This window comes from bacterium, from assembly GCA_029210965.1.
Classification (GTDB): Bacteria; BMS3Abin14; BMS3Abin14; order BMS3Abin14; family BMS3Abin14; genus JALHUC01.
Genome location: JARGFZ010000038.1, coordinates 1 through 25,767, shown reverse-complemented (window position 1 = coordinate 25,767; position 25,767 = coordinate 1). Strand labels below are relative to the sequence as shown.

Genomic DNA, 25,767 nt, shown 5'->3' with positions numbered 1-25,767 from the left:
AGCAGGGTGTAAGCAAGGGCTTCCGATGTCGGCAATAGACCAGTTTCCCGTTGACAGGACCGGCCTACTCATAGAAGGGCACAGAGAAAGTCTGAATCCGTGTCAAATCCTGATCACAACTTGCCGCCGTTATCCAGAGCATCAGCGTCGAGTACCGCTGATGAACATACCCTTCCACGGCCACCCCATGGACCCGCCCTGGAGAATAAAGAGCCTCTTGTCGGAGACCCCCTTGGAAAGGAGATGGGTGCGCGCGTTTGGAGCACCGGTTATGCCTCCGAAGCAGACAAGGACCACCGGTTTTTTGGATTTATTAATGATCGGGATGATCGCCTCCACCTGCCTCTTTTGGGCGGCCGTGACCACCGGGTAGGCGTGAGTCGTGATCGAGCCCGGGAAGTGCATTCTCAAATAACCATCGTAGGTCTGGACATCCACCACAAGAGCCTTGTCCTGGTCCAGCCATTGGCGGAAGGTCTCGGGGCTGATGAACTGCGCTCCAGTGACATCACCGGGCGCGTTATAGGAGTTCCATGCGAGAAATCCAACGAAAGCGGCGATGATGAGGACTGGCGCGCCGATTAACAGAAATTTGTTCTTCATATTTTGTCATCTCCTGAGGCAAACAGTTAACAGTGTTGTGTAATATAATAATGTTGTGGTATGAGTCAACCCGGTTTCGCTTTATTTATTACATTTAATAAAAACTGATTTGGCTCATCCGGGAAGTGAATACCTGGGGAAAGAACGGTATCTAAGTATCCTCACTGGTGAAAAACATCTCCTTTATAGTAACCGCGCTTTCCCCCAGGTTGGAGCGTTTCTCCGCGTTTCTCCGCCTGTCTCCGTGGTAAAAAAAACATCGCATTTATAATAACGGTTGTCCCTCCCCTTCCCATGGTTATATTACAGTTAGGCGGGGAGATGTTTGGCAAGGGAAGGATGGTACGATGATGATAAACAGGAGAGATTTCATGAATCGATTAGGGAAGGGCCTGGTTTTGGCCTGGGCCGGTTATCCCGTTGTTTTTTCCACAAGAGAGGCTTTCGCAGTTACCAGCGAAGGCACTTTGAGGGTATATTCCTTTACGGAAGGTGGATATGTAATTATGGACAAAGTCGTTAAAAACAAAGACGAGTGGAAAAAAATACTTACAAAGGAACAGTACCGTGTGCTTCGCGAGCAGGGCACCGAGAGAGCCTTCACCAGCGAACTTGACAATAACAAGGAAAAAGGCGTTTACCGTTGTGCAGGGTGCGGCCTTGACCTGTTCTCCTCCGAGCACAAGTTTGGCTCCGGAACAGGGTGGCCGAGCTTCTGGCAGCCCATCGCACCCGAAAACGTGGGCGTCCAGGAGGACAACAGCCTTTTCACGCGGCGGACAGAGGTACACTGTGCCCGCTGTATTGGACACCAGGGACACATCTTCAATGATGGGCCCAAACCTACCGGGCTTCGGTACTGCATCAACGGAGTTGCACTGCAGTTTGTATCGGAAAAGGAAGCGAAAAGCTGATTTAACCCAGAGGGAGGCTTAATTCTGGGCAAGGCCGTTTACTAAAAAGACGATGTTTTTCACCACGGAGTCACGGAGCAAATCGGAGGAAGGCTTAGTACCGGTGAAGGCGCGGTTATCATAAAGGCGATTAAAAGTTAATTTACCACAGCGTAGCCAATTCCAGGCTGCACCACAGGGTTTCACTAGGTAAGACATATCCTTTTCAAAGGATTTCCTTGAAATCATTGGTTTTTTCAACCTACCCTGAGCTTTTTGAAGGGTGTTCTCTGTGTTCTCTAGTGAGTCACGTCCCTTTTGTGACGAACGGGTGGTGAAAAAAATTGAGGCCTATGAATTTACTTTCCAGGTTAAAGTCGAAATGGATGCTTCTCCTGGCCGCGGTACTTACTACCGCGGTCGTCGTCGTACTGCTTCCCACCCTTCTTTACACCACACCATCTTTACCCCCTGGCACCCATATCATTACCTCCCCCACAGGCATTGCGGCTGAGAGCATCCAACTTCTCATTGACGATACAGCGTGGGATCCTGAAATCAACCGTAGAGTGATCAATCAGGAAATTTTCGACGAGGTCCTGGCCATGATCCACCGGGCAGACCAGTTCATCTATGTGGACCTTTTCCTCTGGAACCCATGGCAGGGCAGTATTCCGGAAGAGCACCGCAAACTGGCTTCGGAGCTGGCAGAGGCCCTCATAAAGAAAAAACGGTCCATGAGAAAGCTGGATGTGGTGGTTATGACAGACCCCATCAACCGCATATACGGGGGGCATGAACCGGAATTTTTCAAGGATATGGCCAAGGTGGGAATCCCCGTGGTCTTTACCGATCTTTCTGAACTTCCCGATTCCAACTCTATCTATTCACCATACTGGGCCCTCACCGAAAATTTTCTTAAAGCTACATTTTTTTCAAAATGGGCCCACGAAAGGCACTTTTCAAACCCCTTCGACCGGGATGGCGAGAAAATTTCAGCCCTGCAGTTTGGCCGAATGCTCATGTTCAAAGCAAACCACCGTAAGGTGGTCATTACCGGTTCGTCCCAGCACGGGATTGAGATGGTGGTGGGAAGCCTGAATCCCGCCGACGGAAGTTCAGCCCACTCCAACCTGGCTCTTGCCGTCAAAGGCAAACCTGTTCTGGAAGCTCTACAAACCGAGCTTGCGGCCCTTCGATGGAGTATCAGGCAGAAGCAAAACGTCATCGTAGGTGCCACCGGTATGGCCGCCTTCAAGGCGGACTCCATCGAAAAAAAGGCAGCGATGATCTCATCCATTTCTGATATCCGTCCTGATGGACCTGAGATCCAATGGCTCACCGAAGGAGCGATTGCAAAGGCAATCATCAACATCCTGGGGAAGGCTGGTCCAGAGGACAAGGTGCGCATCGCCATATTCTACCTGTCCGAGCGTGGAGTCATCGAAGCCCTCAAGGAGGCCATCACCAGGGGAGCCTCAGTGAGACTGGTTATGGACGCGAACCGGGATGCTTTCGGAATGAAGAAGATCGGGGTACCCAACCGTCCAGTAGCAGCCGAGCTCATGAAGTTATCCACAGACCACGATGTTGATATCCGCTGGGCAGATACCCACGGGGAGCAGTTCCACACAAAAGCCATGTCCATCACCTTCAAGGAGTCCGGGGAACCTGCATTCATAACCGGATCGGCCAACTGGACGCGCAGAAACATCGGTGACTTTAACATGGAGGGCAACCTCCTGATAAAAAACGCTGGCGAAGTTACCCAGGAGTTTAATATTTATTTCGACAGGATCTGGAACAACTCTGATGGCTTGACCCACACCCTGCCTTATGAAGCCTGGGAAGAGAGAGGGTTTAAAGGGTTCATCAAGGCCGGAGTCTACCGGTTCCAGGAGCGGTTTGGATTAGGAACATTTTAAATGCAGCACGCAGAACACAGCACGCAGGACGCAGTAAACCTTTGAAACGGGGTATCGGGGTAACGGGGTATCGGTGAAAAATCAAAATTTCAAACGCACTGGATTTCGCCCCGGCACGCCAATACGGTTAGGTTTTTCGCCGACACACCGACACGCCGACACTCCTATACAGTTTTTGCCTGATCTTGCACACAATAGTTAAGGTAGATTCATACTCGCCATTAATCAGAAATATATCTCAGTTAAGGAGAAAGACATGACATCCCCGATCAGGGAAAAACTTTTAGCCGGCGTCAAGGCCGGTGACACGTTCTCCGTGACCCGGACCTTCGATGAAGATGGCATGCACCTTTTCACCGGGGTTTCCCATGATCACAACCCGATCCACTTAAATAAAGAGTATGCCTCGGCCAAGGGATTTGATGGCCTGGTCTGTCACGGCCTTCACGTGGGTGGTCTTGTCACGGAGATCGGCGGGCAATTGTCCATGCTGGCGGCCGGGATGAACTTCCGGTTTAGGCGTCCGGTGTACTTCGGTGACACTGTCACATGTACACTGACCATCGACGAGATGGATACCAGGGGCCGTGTCAAATGCACGGCTCTTTTCGTCAACCAGAAGGATGAGACGGTCATAGAGGGGCAACTGTTTGGCACTTTACCGAACGATGAGGAAAAGGCCATTATCGCTTGAAAATAAATGTTTTAACGCAGAGTTCGCCGTAGAACGCAGATAGAATACAACATTACAAATAAAGGAGTAATCCATGGGAAAAGAGGAAATCACTCTCCTAGCCAGAAGCGGAACCGACGATCCGTTCAAGGTCACCTTCACCAAAGATGAGGATAAGCTGACCATCACCTGCACCTGTCCGGAGGGGGTTCATGGCGAGTTTTGCCAGCACAAGTTCCGCGTCGCCTCCAACGACATAATGATGCTCCAACATCCTGGTCAGAACAGCGCTATGCTCAATGCCCACGTGTGGGTTATTGAGTCCCCAATATCGGACAAACTCATCAAGCTGCTTCAACTGCAAGGCGAGGACGAACAAGATGAGGATGCCATCAGCAAAGCCGAAGCTGAGATCGGTACGGCTATGCGGGAGGGGACGGTGTAGGAAAGAACGCAGAACACAGGACGCAGTACGGTTGTCCCTTCGGGACGAAACGGGGTGTCGGCGTATCGGCGTAACGGGGAAAGTGCGGAAGTCATTGCGAGGCTGAAACTCAGGCCGAGGCAATCTCGGATACCGCAATAGCGGCAAGAGCAGCCTCGCGCAGAGGACGTAGGGAAAGAAAAAAACCATTACATATACCTGGGATATGGAACTTGGAACCTGAAACTGAATGCGGAGCATTTCATGTGCGGAAGATTCGTACAGTTCACATTGTTCCCCCTCCTTGAGAAGGAATTCTCCCTTAAATTCGGCGCGGACATCCCCCTTCGTCCGTCATACAATATTGCCCCCACCCAGGACGTTCCCGTCGTGGTCAACGATGGCGGCAACCGGCTGATCACCTGCCGATGGGGCCTTATTCCTCCCTGGGCGAAGGACCCATCCATAGGCAACCGGATGATCAACGCCAGGGCCGAAACCCTGACAGAAAAACCCAGCTTCAAGGGGTCCCTGAAAAAGCACAGGTGCCTCATCGTGGCAGACGGATTCTACGAGTGGGAAAAAACGGCAAGCGGCAAGACACCAATCTACATCACTATGAAGGACGGGCGTCCCCTGGGGTTCGCGGGCCTCTACTCAGATTGGCGCCCCCCGGAGGGCGAAGCTATCCGAACCTGCACTATCGTTACAACGGAACCTAACGAACTTCTGGAACCGATCCACAACCGCATGCCGGTGATCATCAAACCGGATGACCGGGATAGATGGCTTGACCCGGCAGAACAGGACCCGGAAAAGCTTACTCCTCTCCTCATCCCTTACCCTGCCAAAGAGCTGGAAGCCTGGGAAGTTTCGAGAGCGGTCAACTCACCGGGAAATGATGGACCGGCGAACATCAAACCCCTGGAATAGGGAAGGAGGAAGGTGGGAGGCGGGAGGTGGGAGGTGGGAGGTAGAAGGTGGAATAAATTCTTCACGATCACAATTAGTTTATCTACCCTATTCCCTATTCCATATTCCAATTTTTTGCCTTTTCAGCACTAAAAAATTACCCACCAGAATCAACAATATCCCCACCTGCGCCCCCACGCTCCCCCGGTACCCCTCAAACATCATGGACAGGGAAAGGGCCACAACGGGAAAGAGAAGGGTTGTATAGGCCGCTCGGTCAGCTCCGATCCTGCCAATCAGGGTCAGATACATCCCGAAAGCAAATACAGATCCAAAAACAGCAAGATAAAGCAAAGAAGAAATGTACGGCACAGTGGCCTGGAAGGTGAAATCCTTACCGGTGAGCAGAGCCACTATGATCATGAAAGTAGTTCCATAGGTCATCCCCCAGGCGTTGGCCTGGACTACGGGGATCCCCTCCATCTGGTTCCTGGCCGAAGTGATATTACCAAAGGAAGCTGATATCGTCGCCGCAAGACTCAGTAGCAATCCAAGCATTCCCTTGTCTGAAAGTTCAAATGCTGCCAGTTCTGGCCAAAAAACCAGAGTGATCCCGATCAATCCGAGGAAAGCCCCGATTAAGACCTTTGGTCTGATGGGTGTGCCTATGAAAAAGGTGCCGAAGAGGATGTTCCAGATAACCATTGTTGAAAAAATCACCGCCACAAGCCCACTGGCAAGGTAAAGTTCCGCCACATAGAAAAGCCAGTAGTTCAGCGCGAAAAGAAAGACTCCCATCATGGCCATGAAGAAGTGATCACGAAGGGGAAAGCGCATCCTCTTCCTCATAACCAGGCAATAAACCATAAGGATTACAGCAGCGATAGCAAAACGGTAAATGATGGAGACGAGGGGATCCACCTCGCCCAACTGGAACAGGATCGCGAACCAGGTGGTCCCCCAGATAAGTACGACGCCGGCATAGAAGAGGAAATTCATAAAAGCAGCACGCAGGACGCAGTACGCTATACGCAGTAAACAATCTTAGGTATCAAAACCGGGGAAACAACATTGGAGCGGTATGAATTTAGTTCTTCTTCTGCGTGCTGTGTGCTGGGTGCTGCGTGCTTAGGTAATCGATGCCTAAGCATTGATTACCTCGTACACCCCCGGAAGATCCCTCCACATCCCGGCATGGTCCAGGCCGTAGCCCACCAGGAAACCATGAGGGATAGTAAACCCCAGGTAATCCACTTTGGGGGTATACTCCTGCCGTTCGGTTTTGTTAATGAGCGCCGCCAGTCGAACGGAGGCAGGGCCGCGTTGCCTCAACTCGTTCAGGTAGTAGTGCAGTGTACGACCACTGTCGATAATATCCTCAACCACCACAATGTGCCTGCCCGCAACGGGGGTCGTGATGTCCTTCATAACCTTGATCCGCCCGCTGGACTGAGTCTCATCGCCGTAGCTGGATATCTGGGCAAAATCGATCTCAACAGGTACCGACATGGCTCGTACCAGGTCCGCGAGAAAAATGAATGCTCCCTTCAGGACCCCCACAAATACAGGTGACTCCCCCATCAGGTCACGGCTGATCTCCGCGGCCATCTCATGGATCCTGTTCTCTATCTGGTCGGCCGTCAGAATAGGCCTGTAATTATCCGGGATCGCCCTCATGAACCACTCCTATCTTTAAAGTTTGGGGGAAATACCCCTTAACAGGTATCCAATATCGGATATCGATGATGTGGAATTTATAACCTTCATATAAGGTTACGGCAACCGTAAATGGAAAATATATTGAAAAACCATAGGTGAACTGTGAATGGTGAATAGTGAATGGATTAACTAAAATTCTATCAACGTTCACCATTTACGGTTAACTGCCTTTCCTGTTCACGGTTCACGGTTCACCCGTGAATGTCATGAACTCACTTGCCGAGAAGCCTTCATATCGGTATCCTTCATTATCCCCGCACATGCTATATTAAATCAGATGCCAGGCTGTTTACGGCCTGTTAAAAGGTACCAGATTTACAGGGAGCTGCGAATAACGATGACCAGTCAGATAACAGAAGAACTTTTTCTGGAATTGGGGGAACTCCTCAATTCCAATCTTGACGAGTTAACCATCCTCCAGACTTTTTGCAACAAGGTGCTGGCTCTTTTCGATGCTGAAAGGGTCTCTATCCTTGCTCTGGATCCGCAGGCACAGTTTCTAACCCTCACGGCATGGGCTGGGCGCTATCCGGACAATATCAAGGGAGTGAAAGTTCCTATGGGTGAGGGGGTTTCCGGATGGGTCGCTGCCACAGGTGAACCGCTTCTCGTCCCGGACATGGAAAAGGATGTACGGTTTACGGGCCAGGAAGATGACCGTTATCGCACGAGATCGTTTTTAAGCGTCCCCCTTAAAAGCCGGGGAAGGCTTTTGGGGGTCATGAACGTCACTGACACCACCATGAACGAAGGCTTTACAGAGGCGAACCTGCGTACTCTCAAATCCCTGGCGCTCCAGGTGGGGATGGGGATGGAAAATATAAGCCAGAATGAGAGGTTAGTCACTCATTACAACACCACGACATCGGTTTTATCTGCCCTCCAGGAACTTCAGTCGGATACAACTGATATTGAATCGGGTCTGGTACCGGCGGCCATCCGGGCCCTTAATATTGCCCTTGGTCCCCACTCCCATATGATCCTCATCGGAGAGATGGGTAACAACAGGGCCTGGGCAAGCACTCTTGGTTCAGAGGGCGGTATCAACATAGCAGTCATGGACTTCCGGTCGGGATATTCGCTTTACCAATCCCTCGCCTCTTACTCCCTTCACCCCCCCTATCTCGACAACGAGCGCCTTATTGAACTTGGTTTTGACTGGCACCGGGTCCAGGCATCCGAACTGCACTTGGTTAGAAGCCTGCTGCCTCCGCGCCACAACCTGTTCGGCCTGGTGCTGTCTGCCATTTCTTATTTACCTGCGGATGTACTGGAAATGCAGAGACTTCAGCAGGTCATATTGACCCAGTTCATTGGACTACTGCTGGAGGGGATCTTCGATCGCATCCAGATTCGGCGACTCGACCACCTGAAAACTGAACTGATCTCCACAGTATCGCACGAATTACGCACCCCTCTCACTTCGATCCAGGGGTTCTCCGAATATATGCTCAGGAGCAACGACATCCCGGAGTCCCTCACTCGTTATCTTCACATCATCAGTAACGAGAGTATGCGACTGAACCGCCTCATAAATAATTTTCTCGATCTCGCCCGCCTTGAGTCAGGTCAACTATCACTGACCAAGGAGCCCTTCGATCCCCTTGTGGTGGTTGAAAATGCCGTCCAACTTCTTAAACCACAGGCGGAGGCAGGCAGGGCCATGGTGCGCCTTCACTGCGATCGGAACCTCCCCAATCTCATCGCCGACCAGGACAGGATTGAGCAAGCACTGCTCAATCTCATCGGAAACGCAATCAAATACGGAGGAACTGGCGTTCATATCGACATCAACCTGTACATTTCAGAGGGACATACCGTCTACGAGGTAAGTGACAACGGACCCGGAATCCCCGGAGAGGAGCTTCCTCTTGTATTTAACCGTTTTTACAGAGGCGTCCTGGATGAAGGAGAGGAAAACGAAAAGAACATCAAAGGCACCGGCCTTGGACTCTCATTGACCAAGGAGATTATCGAACAGCATGGCGGCACTATCTCGGTTCAGAGCACGCCCGATAAAATCACCTTGTTCCGGTTTTCCCTGCCCAGTCAGGGTCTTATCAGCCCCCAGCGAGGCATTTCCGCCTGGTATCCCGGTGACGAGGAGTTCACAAACGAGTTGACCAACCGGATTGCTGAAGGGAAAACGGTCGGTATTCTGACGATCCACGTTAATCCGGGCACCACCGGAAAGAATACGGACGAATTATATTCGGTGGAAGCTTTGAGCGAGATAGAGGATACCATGGTCCAGGCCCTCGGCACTGGCGGGATTGAGGACACCTTCATCCAGAGCCGACCTCAGGGGGAGTTTGTTATTCTAACCTACGCTTCTCTGGTAGATGACTTCGCCGAAAAACTTATCAAATCCTTCTCTCAGCAGTTCGGGGAGGACTACGCTTTGTCCATCGGTGCCGCCGTGTCCGCTCAGGACGAAAAGGTCAAACCCGAAAAGATCATGGCTCTTTCACGCCAGGCATGCCAATACGTTGAAAGAACACAGAAGCGGGGATATCTGAAGAATAGAAGAGTGTAACGGGGTATCGGGGTATCGGAGTGACGGGGAGAGAACAGGAAAAGGCGCCGGACACGGAGACGCGGTGACCAACCTTCGCTAAAGCTACGGCTGGCAAGCGCGGGGACATCACGCCTCTGGCGTGACAGGCTTCGACGCGGGGGAAAGAGCGGTTTAGGCACTTAGATACTTAGACACGTAGATACTTAGACACGTAAGTCTTCCGGAATCCAGCCTGCCACGGCGTAGTCTAAAAGACGAAGACGGGCCTGCCACGGCGTAGTCTAAAAGACGAAGACGGGCCTGCCCCGAGCCCAGACGAGGGGTCATTGCGCTTGTCACGCCGAAGCTGTTCGGCGGGCGTTAGCGACGGTGGACTTGTCACCCATAGCTTCAGCGACGGGTGAAGGCCCATGTATTGACATGGCCGAAGCAACCCCGAATAAAAAAGAGCCCGCCCCGGAAAACAGGGGCGGGCTTAATCATGGAAACAGCGTTAACGTAGAGAACCTGCTTATAAACCTAAAAATTCTTCAGGACGACGGGAAGTCCGGAGGAGTCAGGCATCGGGGCCAGCGTGTCGTCATCGCTGTGACAGACCACAGCACAGCCTAAAGTCGACGGATTATACGCAACAGTATTATTCATCTGGATACTGCCGTCCCAGTGATCGCCAAGTGTGTCCGTAGCCTTGTCAAAAAGCGTATAGTTCGTGGCCGGCTCGAAGCCGCCGCCCGCCCCGGACTCACTCATGCCGTGGCAATCGGTGCACTCGGAATGACTGCTTAAAGGAACAGCTGAATGATCGACCCCGGAAATGGTTCCGGCATGCAGTGTGCCATCGGGCGGATAGCCGTGACACGAGGCGCAGTCGAGGGTAAAAGTGGTAACTGAGTCATGGCAAACCAGGCAGCTCGGCGCGTAGGTGCCGCCGCTCAGGTCCGAGCCGTGACAGAGGGTGCACGCCCCCTGAACGTTTCCTGCCGAATAGTGGAAAGTGGCGTTCGGACCGGCCCAATCCAGCGGATGGGCAAGGTCGGCCCCGTGACAGCTCCCGGAGCCTTCGCAGCCGAAACCGCCCGCCGAATCGATCCCGACATTGAAACGCGGAGGGTCGGCCTGGTCGGCATGACAGGCCTGGCAGAAGGTCAGGTCCTGCTTGGCGACAGGGCCGTGCACGGTGCCGTCAAGATAGCTTCCGTCCAGTGTGTGCATCCCCTCCCCGGCGGGCGCGTCTGGGTTGGGTTCGGCGCAGGCGCTGAGCAGAAAAGCAGAAGCTATGAAAATTAAAAATGCCAGTCTATGCATGATCTTCTCCTCGCTCTGGTCTAGCCGTGACACCGCACACAGGTTTCGGCCGATTTCGGATTGCCATGGCAGCGGAAGCACGAAGTCGGATCCATTCGCCCGTCGATGGGGTGGCGGCTAAGGTAATCGCCGCGATGCTGCATGGGACGATAGGTCTCCGCCTGGTTCTTCAGCGACGGCTTCAATTCGATTCCCGTCGCGTGGCAATCGTTGCAGAAGCTGGTCTGATGGCACATGGCACAGATCGCTTCACCCTGGTTGGCCTGGGCGCGATGGTTCAGGCCCCAGTCCGCCGTATGAACGTAGTTTTCATAGGCCACATGTTCGCCGCGGGCATCATGACAATCGGTACAGACCTTCGGCTGCTCGCCGAGATCATCGGCGCTGGGATGCACGGCGAGGGGCGCGTAACTGCTCTGCAGGCCCGCGCAGGCCGCCATCAGAAACAGAATGGCCAGCAGGGTCAAAATGGAAAGGATGCTCTTTTTCGCCATTGTTTCTATCTCCTGTCAGAACCGGGAAACTCTTCCTATTGGGCGAAGTTGTATGACACTGTCAAGGTGCCGCGCACATCTTCATCAAAATACGCGTCCTGGCTGTAATCACCGGACAGCTTGACCGACAGGGCATCGCCCATGAAGCGCTTGCCACCGCCAAGGGAAAGGAACAGAGAACTGTCCTTACCGTATATTTCTTCGTCGTATTGAGCCAGCAGCAGGTCCGCACTGACAAAGTCAACGCCCAACCGGCCTCCCATCGCTTCGTTGTAACCGTACAGCCGCACCAGGGTGTAATCGTTGCCAACCGAGTCTCCAGCCGCCGTACGGCCGATCTCCGCGCCGTATTGGGTCAGTTCCTCGCCCTGCCAGGCAGCCAGAACACTGTAGGTCTGGGCCGAGTCGGCCTGATCGTAATCATGCTGCTTGACCTTGCCGCCGATTGTCCAGTTTTGGTCGTACTGCCACAGGGCATCGAGGCCGTAGGCGGTGAGTTCTTCTCCGGATGCCGCCCGGTCCTGGAACACACTGACGGCGTTGGCGCCTGTGGCGAAATAATCCTCGTAGGAAAAATGCTGGTAATAGGGTTTGAGCACAAAATGGCCCACCGGTACCCTGAGCTCCCAGGATTGTTCCGCCCAGTCTTCGCTCTCCTGGTTGTAGGCAGAGTAACCGGACAGTCTGATATCCTCAGGCAAGGCGAGCGCCAGGTCAACACCCATCATCTCTTCAGCGGTCTCGCCATCATTTTCGCTGGCTTTGAAGGAGACCCCGATCTCGTATTTTGAACCGTTGTGATGGGCCAGCCGTCCGCCGACAATGCTGTCGCCGTCGCTGCCTTGCACCGCATTGAGTCCCACCGGCTGGCCGCCGTAGACCGACAGCGAGAAATAGTCGCCAAGGTTCCCGTTCAGGCGCAAACCGTCGACGGTCTCGTTGGCCACACCTTCAAAAACATGCTGCCGGCCAAGCCTCAAGCCGAACTGGTTGGCATCGGCGCGATATTCAACGTAGCCGTAAAGAACCTCTCCGGCGGCGGGGTCCTCAAAATATTCACTGTCGGCAAGATCAGCGCGGCCCCAGCCGTACAGGTGGAAGGACACACCGTAGTCATCCAGCTCACCGGTATCGATCTGCAGGTACTCGTAAACGGGTAAAACTGTCGCATCCTCTTCCGCTGCCGTATCCCGCTCCAGCACCCTGAAAATGGTATCTGATTCGATCCGGGTCGCCGCGCCGACGGAATGGGCAGGCAGAAGGCCCACAAGAAGTATGAGGCCAAGAAACCAACCGCAATAGCATGTGACTGTTCGCATGATTCCCCCTGAAGAGACGTTGCGGGCGCCGGCATGATATATCAGGGCGCGCCCGGTGGTTGAGTGTCTCCGGGATACCCCAGAAATCCAAGGTTGATGACTTCGCAAAAAGTCATCAACGCGCCCCGAGGGGGGCGCCCGGATCAATGACTGTCGATATAAGTCATTGATCCGTGAGGAAAGTGAAAACGACGCTTTTCAATTTCCGAGGAGCAAAAAGCCGATAACGGACATTTTGCGACCCTGTCAAGGTTGATTAAAGATTTGAGACTTGAAGAACAGCAAACCCGTATCCTGATGCAGCAATTGAGCAAAACATGCTCAAGCCAACCTTTTCCTCGAAAAACAATATATCATTGCAGGCAGATTACAAATCAAATCAACCCCCAAATAGACCCCCTGAACCAATACACAGACCGGGTTCCCGCAAGCCCTCCCCCGCCATTCCGGTAGTTAATGGACTCGCAAAAAATCATCAACCCACTCCGGGTGGAGCGCCCGGATCAATGGGCGGCGATGAAAATCATTGGTAAAAAAAAGCGGGGCGAAGCGGGGTGGACCGAAGTCCACCCCGCACGCCTCACTTAAGGTTAAGGTGCGTATACGCTGAAGACGGAATCAATGATGAAATTGAGGATGACATCACTGCTGTCGTTCTCCCACAGATAACCGTAGGCCTCGAAGTGCTGGTTGAGTAACCAGAGGCCGGCAGCGTCATCGTGGTTGATGTAGCCGGCCTTGTGGCAGGCGCCACAGGCTCTCGCGGCTGGTCCGGTGACATATTCCGGTTCATCAACGATATCCCTTTCCCACCCGAAGTCTGCCGCAGGGCGGGACGCCGAAATAAGACCCGGCATGGAATCAGATTGACTCGGCACATCATAGGTGCCCGGGTTGTGGCACGACTCGCAGTCAAACCCCAGGGTGGGGTACACAAACCCGATGTGGTGCTCATAATGCAGTTCTTCCACCGGATCGGTGAAATCAATACTGCGACCAACATCAAAGGGCTGGAACGAGTGGATCGCGTGGACATAGGAGTCGATGGACCTGGACTGCATCTCCAGGTGGGACCCGCCGCTCAGCGTGATGTGGCACAGCCGGCACGCGACGATGCTGCCGCCCCTGTCTGGGCCATGGAAGGTGGTGCCAAGGGCATCGTGGCAGTTGTTGCAGCCAGTCTGAACCCTTACGATGTCATCCGTGGGGACGGGCCCAAGGGTATTGCCCACCAGGTCGAAGGTTTTGGTAACGGCGTTGAGGGCAACGACATAGTCATCATCTTCGTTGCTGCCCGCAACACTCGAATCATCCAGACCAACGATGGCAGTCAGTTCCGGGAGGACAGCGATCTCGGCTCTTCGGATCGTACCGTCATCGATGAGCCCGGCCCAGTGGGTCAGGTCTGCCGTGACGACCCAACTGCCCGGGGTGGAACTCGCGTCAACCGACAATCTCGGGTGATCCGTATTCCAGTCGGTACCGCCGGCGCTTCCAACGACATCAAACTCCAGGTTCCTGTCGCCGTCCACATCTCTGGCGTGGGGACCGACCAGATAATCCTTGGTGTCCATGCCGTACAGTCCGACCAGTACGCCTGGCATGATATCCGTCGAAACAAGGGAACCACCGTTAGCGCTACCGGTCGCGGAGAATGCGATGGTCAGCGTATCGCCGCTCGCACTCGCGCTGTCGATGGAGACGGTGATCGAGTCAGCGATCTTCGAGCCATCAAGGGCATCCGTGTAGATCACGGGGTCATAACCGGTGTGGATGCCGACGAAGGCGTTGCCACCGTTATGGCAAGCAGTACAATCTGTCGCGTCGTCAAATACTGAATGGTCAGAGAAGCCCAGAGCCGTTGGCATTACGGCCAGCAATGCCGGGGCATCCATGATGTTGCCCTCAGCTTCCTGCATCGGGTGACAGCTCTTGCAGGTCTCCAACACGAAATTGGCATCATCCAGTATCGTGGTCAGTTTGCCTTCGTGACATGTCGCGCAGTTGGACATGGACTGGGGATAGGGCAACTCCATGGCGTGGGACATGTGCACGTCGTTCATGAGGCTGATTTTATAGGCGTAAGGCTCGAGCCTGGCATCCCCCGACTCTTCCCAGTCTTCACCGTACTGCTCTTCCAGGGTGATGATCAGCTGGGGATCGTCAACCAGAAGCTGCCACATAAAATGGCCGCCGTCGCCATCGTCCAGGTGACAGGCTTTACAGACATAGAAATCGGTACCTGCTCCGGTTTCCCCAAAGATGTACCCGTGCTTGAGGAAGGGCACCGTGTGGCACTTTTCGCAGCCGGCGTTATTGGCGGCGGAAGTGTAACCAACGGTTCCCAATTCCAGGACAGCCGCAAAGGGGTACCTGGCCTGGCGTATCCGTGTGCCAGGGATCTGGGCAATGGTCTCATCCCGGCCATACACCACGATGAAGCCGTTAAGAGCAGACAGATCACCGAGGGCGCTTGCGGCCTTGGTGCTGGTGCAAACGTTTGTCTCCGTATTGTAGGTGACCGTACCCTTGATAGAGAGCCTGCCAGTGGGCAGTTCGAAGCCTGAACCGGTATAGGGTGTGAAGTAGATCCCGAGGGAATCCGCATCTTCGCAGTCAAAGTAGTTACCGTTCTTGGTCATTGGAAACGTGACCACGTCCTCTGTAGCCGCATAGGAATAAGCCAGAGTTCCGACCTGAACGACGCCGTCCCTATACAGCTGATCGTAGGCAACCTGGTGGAACAGGCCATCCTGCTCATGACACGAATTACAATACTCACCGAACCAGCTGCCGTCACCGGGGGTTGAGCCGCCGCCGCCAGCCAGCGTGTCCAGCCATTCCTGCTCGGTGCCGGTGAAGCCGTTGTCAACGGCGATATCGTATGCGCTCTTACCGTCACTGCCGTCACTGCCGTCACTGCCGCCGCAGCCAGCCATGACCATGCCCAACACAAGCGCAATGGCAAGAATCACTATCCAGTATCTTTGGAATTTCATCTTTTCTCCCTTCGAATGTGTGGACCGTCCGGGACCGTTACGCAACGCCCCCTGTTCCAGCGGTCCTGATCCTGTTTTCCCTGTCAATACCCCTTACGGATGCAGGGCATCCAGGAGCCCAGGGCTGGCAGGAAACGACAAACATCAAGCTTTCTCCCCAACATCACCTCCATTTTCAGTTGATTTACGTTTTTGTTATCCAAACCAGGTTCTCCCTCGGCCACGAACAGATCGTGCCGGAATTGCCTCCGCTTCGCCGGCGCGGGCCGGCTTCACTGCGGGCGTCCATTCATCCACGGCCTGAAAAGCCGGTGGTTTTCTGAACGATCTTATAAAGGTGTCGCCAAACTGCTCTTGGCCGCATTCTTTACAGAATCGAGCAAATTCTATTCAAAAAAGGAGCCTCCAAAACCCTGTTATAGATAGCGTAGCATATTTTCAGTCAACAGCAACGACCTTGTGAAAATATGAGCAATAAAGTATAAAATACTCATACTTTCCTCTATTTCAAATAGATTTTCCCAATAAACGACATACTACCCGAAATCCGGCGATGGGTTTTGATCGGTCTCCGGTCGGTGCGTTCGCAGGGCTGTTTTTGCCGTCGGCGGGCACCGGTCGACGCGGAAAGCGACCCGATGCCGCCCATCCGGCTCGGGAATCTGACCGGAACGCCAATCTTCGTCCTCAATGGCACGGGTAACCCCTGAAACAGCCGCGTCCAGCTTATCTCTTGCGGATCCACCAGCGATCGCCCGCCGCCGTTGAGCATCAGCAAAAGCGGCATCACGAACTCCGACGGACGATAACCGGCGCCGCTGCCCGGCAGAGGCAGATGACTGTCCACCAGATCGGGAAGCCCGATCTCTTCCGCGAACTCGCCTGAAAGAGTCAGACCGGCATGGGATGTGATCGTATCCGGGGTGGTTTCAAGGCCAACAATGGATATTCCCTCTTATTCAGGATTCAAGATTCAAGATTCAAAAGGTATTCTTTTCCGGAGTTCTGAGTTATTTTTGAATCCTGAATCTTGAATCCTGAGATACCAACTCCCCTATACAGGCGGCATGCGCAGTCATTCTCCTCCTTCTCCTCCCGTTCCTCTCCAGAGAACATCGTAAAGGTCCGTCCTGCGGCTATGCAGATTACGAACGGTGCCCTGCTCCCGAAGTTCCTTGAGCAGGTCGAGGTCGGCAATGAGGGTCATCTCTGTGTTGGGGGTCGCCTCGGCGGCTACCGCATCATGGGGGAAGGGAAAGTCTTAAGGGGTGAATACCGCGGCCTGGGAATACTGGATATCCATGTTCTCGATCCCGGGAAGGTTTCCCACACTGCCTGATATGGCCACGCAGCACTCATTTTCAATGGCACGGGCCTGGGCACAGCGGCGAACTCTCAGATTGCCGTTCCTGGTGTCAGTCCAGAAGGGGACGAGAAGGGTCTGCATCCCCTCCTTGGCCAGGTAACGGGACAATTCGGGAAACTCCACATCGTAGCAGATCAGAATGCCCACCTTCCCCACATCCGTATCGAACACTCTCAAACCTGCCCCCCCTTTCATCCCCCAATACTGCTGCTCATCAGGAGTGACGTGCAGTTTGTACTGGGCGTCGCAGGCTCCATCCCGACGACAAAGGCAGGACGCGTTGTATAAAGAGTCGCCATCGTATTCCGGGAAACTGCCCGTCACAATGTTTATGTTGTATCTCACTGTCATCTGGGCAAGCTCATCGCGAAGCTCCTTGCTGTCTTCAGCAAGGGAGCGCATGGCTTCGGCCGGGTTTTCCGGGTCGAACCGGGACATGAGGGGGGCGTTGAATAGTTCCGGGAAAAGGAGGATGTCCGAATTGTAGCCGGCCACAGCATCCACGAAATACTCTGTCTGCTGCAGAAAATCACCGATAGAGTTAAAAAGCCTCATCTGCCACTGCACAACACCGAGACGAACATCTGAAACAACTTCCATGTAAGTGTGTTCCTCACCCAGTCTCCTCAGATCCACAATGAGGGTAAGGGCAACAGCTACAACACGCCCCCTGTCCTCAACGCAGATCTGGCCCTGTAAAAACTTTTGAATGAGAGTTTCGAACTGGTTTTCGGACCATGCTCCTCCCATCTTGCCGTAAACGGAATCCATTATTTCCCTGACATCGGGGTGGTCGGATAATCTCAGATTTCTTACCTGCAGCAGGTGCTTGGTCTGTTCAGCCATGGATCTGCCTTTCTTCTTTATTTTGATTCACACATTGCACTCTTTTGAGGATCAGGAGCGATCACGGGCGGCTATTATAATAAACCTCGTCACAGAGTCACGGAGCACATCAAGGTTTAACAGCATTCTGTTTACGGCTTCTCAAACTCTGGTTTCGAGCCTTAACCCTTGGACTTTACTCTTCCTTTTCACCCTTACTCCTTCCATGGTATAGGTTCTAACATGAATACCCAACCCCTCTCCCTTCAGCATCAGTCCCTCCTCCAGGACCGTCTCCGGGCCATCGAAGTCCCCATCTCCGAGTTCTCCTTCCCCAACCTGTACCTGTTCCGGCAAACGCACCGTTACGAAGTCATCACATTGGATGAAGAGATCTGGCTCCGGGGAAGATCCTGCGACGGTGACAACTATCTCATGCCCACCCGTGATGTACAGGAGATGGATCCCGACCATCTTCTGAAGATGGCCAGGACAGCCGATCACTTCTACCCAATCCCGGACGAGTGGCTGTCCGCTTTTCCTGAAGACCGGTTCGGGAGATCTTTCGTGGAGGGAGATTCGGACTACCTTTATGAGACGGAGAAGATCGCCACCTTCGCCGGGAAGAAGCTCCACAAGAAGAAAAACCTCCTCAACTTCTTTCTGAAGCACTACACCCACGAGGCTAAACCCCTGACAGAAGACAGAGTCCCCGATGCATTGTCCATCCTGGATAACTGGCAGACCGATTCAGGACAAGGGCCGGAGTTGACCGATTACGACGCCGCCAGGGAGGCCCTGCTGCGTATGGAGGAGTTGGTCCTGTGCGGTGGGGTCTGGTACACCGAAGGGCGCCCCAGCGGCTACATCCTGGGTGAGGAGATCACAGGGGACACCTTCGCCCTGCACTTCGCCAAAGGACTGACGCGATACAAGGGCATTTACCAGTATATCTTCTCCTCCTTCGCCTCGATCCTTCCCGGAGACTATAAACACCTGAACATGGAGCAGGACCTGGGAAAGGCAGCGCTGAGGCACAGCAAGGAAAGCTATTTTCCGGAAACAAAAATAAGAAAATGGAGAGTGGCAATCCGCGAAACCGTTTGACACGGAGACACCCTTCGACAGGCTCCCCTCGACAGGCTCCCCTCGACAGGCTCCCCTCGACAAGCTCAGGGCAGGCGGGACAGGCAGGGCAGGCGGGGGACACGGAGACGCGGAGTTAAAGCTTGCATCTCCTCCAATTAAATATTTTCCTTGCGAGTTCTGAGTCCTGGCATGAGGCGGAATTTAACGCTTCTGAAGGAAAAAAGAACTTTCCCCCGCGTCGGCGCGTCTTCGCGTCACCGCGTCTGAGTCTTGTCATCGCGAACCGTGGCCAGAGTGAAGCGATCCCGGGATTGCCGCGCCCTTCGACTACCTCAGGGCTCGCAATGACAACAGGTTCATTCCCCCGTGTCCCCGCGTCCCGCGTCAGATAGTGGAAGCTCTCGCCCGCTCGGCCATATCGCGCAGCCATTCATGCACAGGCACCATCTTCCTGAAAACATCAAAACAATGATCGACGATATCCGGGCTGTGCAGAACTGCCGGTATTGGTCCTTCGGTCGAGGCGGTCAGGCCGTTGAAAAGCAGGAACTGGGCGAAAGGGTGGTCCTGGTCGTACCCCCTGGGAACCCTCTTGTAGTGGTGCCCGCCGATGTCAAGGGACTTCGACACCCTGGAAACGGCTCCGGCAAGCTTCATCCCATGAGTGGGGTGGACAACGGACATTCTGTACTCCTCCAGAAGCGGTTTAGAGAAGATGTGAATTCCTCCGCCCAGCATCAAATTGGGTGGTTGGAGATGAAAATAAAATCCGGGGCACTCCATCTTGGGCCCCTCCCCCTCCCAGCAGAATATTCCCAGGTGGGTCTTGTAAGGGGTCTTATCTTTGGCAAATCGGGTGTCCCTGTAGATCCTGAAGATAGAGCCGTTGACCCTCGGCTCGGCGATGATCCCCGGTACTATTGAAGTGAGCCGCTCACCCAGGGCATCTGTAAAAGCCCTGGCCGGCCAAAGCAGGTATCTTTCGTAGTCGTTTTTGTGAGCGTCGAACCAGACCTTCCTGTTGTTCCTGGCAAGGTCGGAAAGGAAGGTCACTGTTTCTTCGGGAAAACCGCTGAATGCGGACATAGGTGGTTCCTCCATATTAGAATGTAGAATGTGGAATGTAGAACTTAGAATAAAACCGTTGATTTTACCTGTTCAATGATCAAAGGATCTCAGCGCAGTTCTTCTACGTTCTCAATTCTACATTCTACATCCTGCTCTATCTCACATTCGATCCCACCAGATCCAGCTCAACGACGCCCGGCTCATCCTCACAGTTGGGGTACAACTTCAGTTCGAAGGTCCTCATGTGGGGAGTCTGACGATGGAGCTCCTCAGCCACCTTATTCTCGAAGGTCATGAGGTGAAAGAAAGAGAGATCTCCCTTCCCCTGGTATGACTCGTAGAACAGGGTCCCGGGCTCGTTCTCTTTCACCGCGTCAACGAATTCGGTAACGGCGAGGCGAACATCATCGATTTTGTCTTCTTTGACCTGGTATATCGCCATCATGTGGATTTTGCTCATTGTCTCCTCCATATATGTTTATGCGGTGCGTGATAAAGGGCAATCTGTCCCGCCGATGGCGGGATTCTCAGTCATCGGCAATCCTCGATCCCGCCAGCGGCGTGACGGCCTTCCATCTCACCCTTTCTCCCGCGCCTTTTCATTAAATTGACATGGAACTTGCGTTATATATGTCAGCTGTATATTACACCGCTCATTTGATTTTAAGGCCTTCAAGAGTGCGTCAGATTCAAGACCAGAGTCCCGAGGAAACCGGAAGTCTAATGTAAGTCCATTCCGCAAACTTCCCCTCCTTCCCAGTAGTCTATTTCCTCACTCTCCCTCTCCCCTGGCGGGAGAGGGCCGGGGTGAGGGGGAAAGTGTTTCCCGAGGGGAGGGTGCGATCTATCACCCCAATATGCTTCTTCCCCCCTCAAGGGGGAAGAAGCATATTGATAGATGACTATCTTGAGGCCGAAGATGATGTGCTATTGAAGGCCGCATTAACCCACAAAAATGGCAATTCCCGCAGCAACAAAAATGGCAGGCAGAAGGTTCCCAATGGGCAGCTTCCTGATGCCTAAAATATCCAGCCCAATGGCCAGAATGAGCAGCCCGCCGGTGGCGCTCATTTCCGCCACCACAGGTTCCGTTAAAAACCCCTGCACCCATCCCGCCGCGAGGGTGATCGCGCCCTGGTATATAAGCAGAGGGATGACGGAAAAAACAACACCGATACCCAGGGTCGTTGTAAAGGCCACCGACGCGATCCCATCCAGGGCCGATTTGGCGTAAAGGATCGTCGGCTCCTGCCCCAGACCGTCCTGAATGGCCCCCATGATGGCCATGGCCCCGATACAGTAGAGCAGGCTTGCCGTAACGAACGCCTCTGCGACATTGCCGGCGTTCTTGAAACGCTGCTGCAGTTTGTGCCCCATGTTCTCCAGGCGTGCCTCAATAGACATTGCCTCACCGATAAGCCCTCCGATGACCATGGCACCTATGACAATCAGGGGATTTCGTGACTGAAGAGCCAGCTGCATGCCGATGAGCAGAACAGTAAGACCCAGCCCCATCATTATGGTCCTGCGCATCCGCTCCGGAATGAGATGGCCCAGGTAGCGTCCGATAAGGCAGCCGAAGATGATGGCAGCGACGTTGACTGCAGTCCCTTTTAAGATCATTGGGACTGCCGTTTCACGTTTCGAGTTTCAAGTTTCAAGTTAAACTCCTTACAACCTTGAGGAGAAAATGCAGATACCAGAGTTTGATCGTACGTGAGTTATCACCCGCTGGGGATAATGTCTAATAGTAAAATGACCTATTGGACATAGTTGTAAAATTTTAATTTTCTGAGCTTCGCTTAGTCGTCCAGTCGAAAGTTACTCCCCAATGCTTCCACGCTCCCAAGCTCCCCCACTCACCCCATCCAGTTCTTTCCCCGCCCTCCGCCCTGCTCTTCGCCCCCTCTCCCCCACGCCGTGCCGTCGCGTCTCCGTGTCAAGCGGTTTCAGCTGCGCCCCCTCTCCCCCTCGCCCATGCTCCCCCTCCCCCACTCCCGTGGGAAGGTTACTCGCCGATGAGGCCTTTTCTGATGATGTCGGCGAGAGATCTGTAACCTTCCCCATTGGGGTGCGCCGCATCCATAAGGTACTGGTGAGTGTTCAGCCCCTTGAACTCATTGTTCACGTCAATAAGGGGGATGCTCCTTTCCTTTGCCAAAGTGCGTATCGACTCGTTGAACGGGGCCGGGTTCAGCCGTGCCAGCATGCTTGCGCCCTTCTGAAGCCGGGTTGTGGTGAGCATTACAGGTTGTGCGCCGCCTGCGGATATCTCCAGGACAAGGGCCGTAATATCCTCCTGAAACTGTGAAAGCTGAACTCCATTTTTCATATCGTTTAGACCGAAAGCAACAAGGACCAGATCGGGTTGGTGATCGAGAACGTCCTTCTGGATCCTTCTAAGGCCGTCCCCGGCTGTGTCACCCGAGACTCCCGCGTTGATAACGCGAACACCAGGGTACCTCCCCGCAAGGTCTCTCCCAAGTATCTCCGGCCACCCCTCCGGCTGCTGATACCCCTCCACGATGGAATCCCCGAAGGCCACAACAGTCCGGTAACGCCCGGACTCAAAACCGGCACGAAGCTCACCATCGTTTTTGGAACATCCAATAATGGTCAGCAGGATTATCAGAACAGAAAAGTACTTTCGTATAATCACTAAATCCCTCCGTCGCTCGGTCAAACAATTGACAGGGGCGCAAAAAGTCCGTTATCGGCTTTTTGCTCCTCGGGAAGGAAAAAGCGCGGTTTTCCTCCCCTCACGGATCAATGACCTGTATTTCAGTCACTGATCCGGGCCATCTCCCAGGCACGGCTGTTCATTGATCCGGGCGCCCCCCTCGGGGCGCGTTGCTGACTTTTTGCGAATGCGTCAACAATTGATGGTTTGTGTTTATTCTGCGTTCTACATTCCCTGCCCTAGGCCCTGCAATAGGTGGCAACAACCTGTTTTGAGGTGATCATTGATGGATAATAATGGGGAAATGGGAAAGGGAGAAGAGAAAAAACCAACGGCGCCTTTCGGCGCCGTTGGAGATGTATCACTTTCGGAATTTTCAATTTCCTGTTACCGGCCCTTACCACCTCCACCACCGCTGCCGCTACCCGATCCATCCTGGTTCTGTGTCCGGGTCTGGGTTTCGGTCCGTGTCGTGTCACCGGACTGCTCCCCATCCCTGGTCCGGGTCTGTGCCCTCAATCGATCCTGAGAAGCTACCTTGTTATCCTCAGCGAGTTCCTTGTGCTCCTGGAGCATCAGCCTTTTCTGCGTGCGCAGCCTTTCCGAAAAGCACTCAGTAACACAATCAACCTGTAAGGACTTTCTCACCATCTTCCGGATAGGCTCTGTTTGGCCGCCGTTCAGACTGAGCGCCTCTGCGAGGAAAGGATCCTTAGCATCAAGTTCCTCATCGGTGAGACCCGTTTCCTTTTTAAGCTGACTTCTCAGCCGCAGCCTGAGTTGTGTGGCCTCATCCACCTGACCCTTTGCCTGGATCATGGACTGGGTTTGGATCTGCTCCTCGGCCTTAACTTGTCCAGTTGAGACCACAAGAAAACTCATTGTAAAGATCATAACCATTAGTGCAGTACAACAACGCTTGATAATCATCCAATCCTCCTTCATCCTCTCCAAAATGTTTCCGCAGTGACTGCATAAATGTCATCTACAGCCTGCAGCATCCGTAATTATATTAATTTAATGCTCATTCGTAATTCTGCGGGCGTGAGCCCGTAGATGAAAGTACCCGGAGTATTCCTGCACCTGGCGAGGTCAACGAACCAAAGTCAGAGTGCGGAAGACGGAGGGCAAGCGCAGCTTGGCCTTTATGATGCCACGGGCGTGAGCCCGTGGTAGTTCACTTAACTATCCATTGTATGAACAAAATTGGGCTCCTATTTAACGAAATAATTTCAACGCCCCATTTCAAAAAAAATACTGTTAACAAAAAACTTAACAAAAGAAGATAATTACGATATTGTAATTATGACACACCCTTTGCTTACTGTATTGGTCGGGAACTGAGCCGCTTGCATGAAAGTTGCGAAATTTCAACCTGTGACTTATGTGTCATTGATTCAGGCAAAGATGGGAAAGGAGACCCGCAATGAAATGGGTTCTGGTCATCGAACCTTCGGAGGTGGACAGGGAATACCTGGAGAGGATCATCTCCAGGTTGGGATATCAACTGTACGCCGCCAGGAGCGGCACAGAGGCTCTCCACTTCATGAGCCAGAGCATTCCCAACACGATCATTGTCGGAGAGAGGATCCCGGATTACGATCCCCTGGAGTTTTGCAGACAAATGAAGGAAGACCGTATTGTGTCCAGCCCACCCATGCTGCTCATGAGTTCCACCAGTGACGAACTGTACACGAACAGGGCCTTGCAGGCTGGATTCACCGAGGTCGTCCAGCGACCCATGTCTATCAGGAACTTTTTTACCAAGCTGGAGAGGTGTCTGTCCAATAATCGCAGAGTTTGTATTCGGGCCCCCATGGAAGTTCCCGTCCAACTCCTTTATGGATCGAAAGCACAATCTGTGACGACCCACAACTTCGGGGAACGAGGTTTATATATCCCCACAACAAATCCCATGCCCAGGGAAGCCGGGGTAAGGCTGCAGTTCAACCTGCCTGGCCTGCGGACCCTGTTTAATTTCAAAGGGAAGATCGTTCACACCCAGGACCGCGATACCGATGAGATACCGGCCGGAATGGGGCTCCAGTTCCTTGACATCAGCCCTGCCATCGACGCGGTACTTGGCATCTATATGGAGAATTTCCTGGCCAAGAGGATACCGATGACCATATGAACCCGAAAGATCAGTATGGGTGTATCGGGGTATCGGGGTGTCGGAGAAATTGCGGCGGTTATTACCTCCACGCCCCCATATTCCCACAATGCCTATACCCCAAAGCGCCATGCTTACATGAATCCATACTGCTTTTGCCCCGGCACTCCGATCCACCGATACTCCGACACATGAGCGACCTGGACACTGCAATCTCCGGTCATCCAAAGCTCCAGTGAAAGTGGGAGCGAACAAGATCTCCCACAACCCTCCTCCTCTCTTCCATTTCCCCACCCACTTCTGATAGTCCTGTTCCATCCATGTAAACGGGGGTGTTACTGTGGATCATTCTCTTCATTCTCTACAGGATGAGCTTCCTGAGCATCTGCACAGGATCCTTTCATGGGATTTCATCCCGTGGAACTTTGTTAAGAACCGTCACGGTGACCACCCCAACACCCCGTTTCTCGCTCTTCTTGAGGCCTATTTCCACCTCGATGATCTTCTGGATCTTGAGTCCTTTGCCTCGATAATACTACCCTCAAATTCAGGCGGATGTCTCAGATGTGGTTCCTGCTGCGCTTTCATGCGTCCAGGAGCCGTTTCAGGCAAAACCTATCGCAGACGGGGGATTTTGTGCCGGTACCGTAGGGGGTAATAGGGGAATAATTGAGCATTGCTTGCGAAAGCGCAAGTGAAACGTGAATAGTGAACCGAAATTCACCTATTCGTCCATTCTTCATTGCTCACTGCCCCTTCCGTTCACCCTAAAATCTTGATTGATTCTATTTTTGAGATTTTGGGGATAAAAAAACCTTGTTGGGATGGTAAGTTACGTTAAG

21 protein-coding genes and 2 pseudogenes are annotated in these 25,767 nt (G+C 53.3%); 8 read left to right on the top strand and 15 right to left on the bottom strand.

Annotated elements, in window-relative coordinates:
- Positions 1–141 precede the first annotated feature (141 nt).
- Positions 142–603, bottom strand: coding sequence for a rhodanese-like domain-containing protein (locus P1S59_11865; protein ID MDF1526947.1), 462 nt, complete (start codon positions 601–603; stop codon positions 142–144).
- A 371-nt stretch (positions 604–974) separates the two neighbouring features.
- Here P1S59_11865 and msrB point away from each other — a divergent pair, with 371 nt between their 5' ends.
- The 5 genes from msrB to P1S59_11840 all read left to right on the top strand — a co-directional run bounded on the left by msrB (position 975) and on the right by P1S59_11840 (position 5,451).
- Positions 975–1,517, top strand: coding sequence for a peptide-methionine (R)-S-oxide reductase MsrB (gene msrB / locus P1S59_11860; GenBank protein ID MDF1526946.1), 543 nt, complete (start codon positions 975–977; stop codon positions 1,515–1,517).
- A gap of 332 nt (positions 1,518–1,849) precedes the next feature.
- The gene (locus tag P1S59_11855) at positions 1,850–3,421 is read left to right on the top strand and encodes a phospholipase D-like domain-containing protein (protein ID MDF1526945.1); all 1,572 of its coding nucleotides are present in this window, start codon (positions 1,850–1,852) and stop codon (positions 3,419–3,421) included.
- Positions 3,422–3,677: 256 nt separating this feature from the next.
- Positions 3,678–4,115, top strand: a complete 438-nt coding sequence (locus P1S59_11850) for a MaoC family dehydratase (GenBank protein MDF1526944.1) — start codon at positions 3,678–3,680, stop codon at positions 4,113–4,115.
- 73 nt (positions 4,116–4,188) lie between these two features.
- Positions 4,189–4,539, top strand: coding sequence for a hypothetical protein (locus P1S59_11845; GenBank protein MDF1526943.1), 351 nt, complete (start codon positions 4,189–4,191; stop codon positions 4,537–4,539).
- A gap of 243 nt (positions 4,540–4,782) precedes the next feature.
- Positions 4,783–5,451 carry an SOS response-associated peptidase gene (locus tag P1S59_11840; GenBank protein MDF1526942.1) on the top strand — a complete coding sequence of 223 codons (669 nt, stop codon included), beginning with the start codon at positions 4,783–4,785 and terminating at the stop codon, positions 5,449–5,451.
- An 87-nt stretch (positions 5,452–5,538) separates the two neighbouring features.
- Here P1S59_11840 and P1S59_11835 read toward each other — a convergent pair whose 3' ends face one another.
- Entirely contained in the window at positions 5,539–6,429 is an 891-nt protein-coding gene (locus P1S59_11835; protein ID MDF1526941.1) for an EamA family transporter, read from the bottom strand.
- A 144-nt stretch (positions 6,430–6,573) separates the two neighbouring features.
- The gene (gene hpt, locus P1S59_11830; protein ID MDF1526940.1) at positions 6,574–7,107 is read right to left on the bottom strand and encodes a hypoxanthine phosphoribosyltransferase; all 534 of its coding nucleotides are present in this window, start codon (positions 7,105–7,107) and stop codon (positions 6,574–6,576) included.
- Between the two features lie 379 nt (positions 7,108–7,486).
- On the opposite strand from hpt, the gene P1S59_11825 reads away from it, so the two are divergent.
- Positions 7,487–9,685 (top strand): ATP-binding protein, encoded by a 2,199-nt coding sequence (locus P1S59_11825; protein MDF1526939.1) that lies wholly within the window; start codon positions 7,487–7,489, stop codon positions 9,683–9,685.
- A 501-nt stretch (positions 9,686–10,186) separates the two neighbouring features.
- Here P1S59_11825 and P1S59_11820 read toward each other — a convergent pair.
- The 6 genes and pseudogenes from P1S59_11820 to P1S59_11795 all read right to left on the bottom strand — a co-directional run bounded on the left by P1S59_11820 (position 10,187) and on the right by P1S59_11795 (position 17,996).
- Positions 10,187–10,972: a hypothetical protein gene (locus P1S59_11820; GenBank protein MDF1526938.1), complete on the bottom strand. Its 786-nt coding sequence runs from the start codon at positions 10,970–10,972 to the stop codon at positions 10,187–10,189.
- A gap of 20 nt (positions 10,973–10,992) precedes the next feature.
- Positions 10,993–11,466 (bottom strand): cytochrome C, encoded by a 474-nt coding sequence (locus P1S59_11815; protein MDF1526937.1) that lies wholly within the window; start codon positions 11,464–11,466, stop codon positions 10,993–10,995.
- 35 nt (positions 11,467–11,501) lie between these two features.
- Positions 11,502–12,785, bottom strand: coding sequence for a hypothetical protein (locus P1S59_11810; GenBank protein MDF1526936.1), 1,284 nt, complete (start codon positions 12,783–12,785; stop codon positions 11,502–11,504).
- A 590-nt stretch (positions 12,786–13,375) separates the two neighbouring features.
- Positions 13,376–15,784 (bottom strand): cytochrome c3 family protein, encoded by a 2,409-nt coding sequence (locus tag P1S59_11805; protein ID MDF1526935.1) that lies wholly within the window; start codon positions 15,782–15,784, stop codon positions 13,376–13,378.
- 727 nt (positions 15,785–16,511) lie between these two features.
- Positions 16,512–16,718 (bottom strand): annotated as a pseudogene (locus P1S59_11800) (IS1380 family transposase).
- A 141-nt stretch (positions 16,719–16,859) separates the two neighbouring features.
- A pseudogene (locus P1S59_11795) lies at positions 16,860–17,996 on the bottom strand (carbon-nitrogen hydrolase family protein).
- 222 nt (positions 17,997–18,218) lie between these two features.
- Between P1S59_11795 and P1S59_11790 the strand changes: the two are divergent.
- Positions 18,219–19,082 carry a phosphatidylglycerol lysyltransferase domain-containing protein gene (locus P1S59_11790; protein MDF1526934.1) on the top strand — a complete coding sequence of 288 codons (864 nt, stop codon included), beginning with the start codon at positions 18,219–18,221 and terminating at the stop codon, positions 19,080–19,082.
- 366 nt (positions 19,083–19,448) lie between these two features.
- Here the strand turns inward: P1S59_11790 and P1S59_11785 are convergent, their stop codons facing one another.
- The 5 genes from P1S59_11785 to P1S59_11765 form a co-directional block, all read right to left on the bottom strand.
- Positions 19,449–20,150: a DUF2461 domain-containing protein gene (locus P1S59_11785; protein ID MDF1526933.1), complete on the bottom strand. Its 702-nt coding sequence runs from the start codon at positions 20,148–20,150 to the stop codon at positions 19,449–19,451.
- A 136-nt stretch (positions 20,151–20,286) separates the two neighbouring features.
- Entirely contained in the window at positions 20,287–20,592 is a 306-nt protein-coding gene (locus tag P1S59_11780; protein MDF1526932.1) for an antibiotic biosynthesis monooxygenase, read from the bottom strand.
- Between the two features lie 482 nt (positions 20,593–21,074).
- Positions 21,075–21,755: a DUF554 domain-containing protein gene (locus P1S59_11775; protein ID MDF1526931.1), complete on the bottom strand. Its 681-nt coding sequence runs from the start codon at positions 21,753–21,755 to the stop codon at positions 21,075–21,077.
- A 385-nt stretch (positions 21,756–22,140) separates the two neighbouring features.
- Positions 22,141–22,791 carry a GDSL-type esterase/lipase family protein gene (locus P1S59_11770; GenBank protein MDF1526930.1) on the bottom strand — a complete coding sequence of 217 codons (651 nt, stop codon included), beginning with the start codon at positions 22,789–22,791 and terminating at the stop codon, positions 22,141–22,143.
- A 408-nt stretch (positions 22,792–23,199) separates the two neighbouring features.
- A complete protein-coding gene (locus tag P1S59_11765) occupies positions 23,200–23,742 on the bottom strand; it encodes a hypothetical protein (protein MDF1526929.1) in 543 nt (180 codons plus the stop codon).
- A gap of 496 nt (positions 23,743–24,238) precedes the next feature.
- On the opposite strand from P1S59_11765, the gene P1S59_11760 reads away from it, so the two are divergent.
- On the top strand, positions 24,239–24,946 hold the full coding sequence (locus P1S59_11760) for a response regulator (protein MDF1526928.1): 708 nt from the start codon (positions 24,239–24,241) through the stop codon (positions 24,944–24,946).
- 199 nt (positions 24,947–25,145) lie between these two features.
- On the opposite strand, the gene P1S59_11755 is transcribed toward P1S59_11760, so the two are convergent.
- The gene (locus P1S59_11755) at positions 25,146–25,274 is read right to left on the bottom strand and encodes a hypothetical protein (protein ID MDF1526927.1); all 129 of its coding nucleotides are present in this window, start codon (positions 25,272–25,274) and stop codon (positions 25,146–25,148) included.
- Positions 25,275–25,767: the final 493 nt, after the last annotated feature.